This window comes from Nonlabens ulvanivorans (assembly GCF_000732625.1).
GTDB lineage: Bacteria > Bacteroidota > Bacteroidia > Flavobacteriales > Flavobacteriaceae > Nonlabens > Nonlabens ulvanivorans.
This window is the reverse complement of record NZ_JPJI01000034.1, coordinates 1-1,322: the sequence shown is the minus strand read 5'-3', so window position 1 is coordinate 1,322 and position 1,322 is coordinate 1. Positions and strand designations below refer to the sequence as shown.

Annotated in this window: 1 protein-coding gene and 1 pseudogene; both read left to right on the top strand. The window is 39.3% G+C overall.

Going from position 1 to position 1,322, the window contains the following annotated elements; translation table 11 throughout:
- Window positions 1-994, top strand: a pseudogene (locus IL45_RS14540) (hypothetical protein); the annotation flags it as partial.
- 132 nt (window positions 995-1,126) lie between these two features.
- A partial coding sequence (locus tag IL45_RS14535) for a hypothetical protein (RefSeq protein ID WP_036585560.1) occupies window positions 1,127-1,322 on the top strand: 196 nt, incomplete at its 3' end.

Here is a 1,322-nt window from a genome sequence, read left to right as displayed (position 1 = left end):
ACACCTTAACTATTCTGATATCAAGCAAGATGGTGCAGGTAATGATTTCATGGCAACACAACAAGGTGATGAAAATGAGATTTCAGGTTTACAAATCGGACTAGATAACGCTGCACTGGTGCAACAAGGAGCAAATACTCCACAGCAAGCCGAAAACAATTTAGCTAAAGTTGATCAAGATGGTAAAGATAACTATGCTGAAGTTCAACAACGTTATGATGATAACGAAGCTAGCATTCTTCAAAGAAATGATGCTGCAGCTGGTGTAGGTAACCGTTCTTATCAAGACCAAGTTTCAAATCCTAACCAATCTGCAGGTCAAGTTGCAATAGGGGAGCAATGGGGTGATAATAACGAGGCTGTACAAATTCAAGATAGTGGTTCTCCTGCATTAGGTGGTGGAAATCATGCTGAAATCCAGCAAGGTGATGCAACGAAAGACGCAACTGATGCATTTGCACAACAAGTTCAGTCTGGTGCAACTAACGAAGCTTATGCTACACAATTCTTATCTGGTGATGAGTCTTATCAAGAGCAATTAGGTACAGACAACAAAGCGGTTGTAAATCAAAATACTGCTGGATCTTTAAATGGTGGTGATAACCTGGTTGAGCAATTCCAAGATGGTGATCGTAACGAAGCACGTTCTACTCAAAACGGTAACAACAACATGGTTAACCAAGAGCAGTATGGAATGGATAACTATTCTCGTGTAAGTCAAGGGAATGGACAAGCAGTTGGTAACATGGCTACTTCTATTCAAGATGGTGCTGATAACAATTCTGTGATTAACCAACGTGCAAATGGTAACATGTCTATGGTAGATCAAACGGGTAATGGACAAACAAGTTTAATCAACCAAAATGCGCCATTAGCAGGACAACCAGCATTAACTTCTGGTCAAAACACTGCAACAGTTATTCAAAGAAATGCAAATGTTGCTTTAACTCCTCAAGCTAGAAGAGCGGCAGCAACAAAAAGACACACATTTTAATATTATTTAATAAACCAGTAGGGACGGTTTAATGTGATTTTAAAGTAGGCTAAGGTATTTGAGAGCCTTAGCCGACTTTTAAAATATGAGTTCTAATATCTCAAACCAATTTAAATCTAAATATCAATAATTATGAAAAGAGTAATTTTAAGTGCTGCGGCACTAGCAATCGGTGGATTTGCATTTGCGCAAACTCCTCAAACAATCACACCAATCGTGCAGCAAACGTCTCCGACAGCAGCAGCTACAGTAGGTGGAAACTATTCTGACATCGACCAAAAAGGTATTGGTAGTGATGCAAAAGTTCAACAACAAGGAACAGCAAACG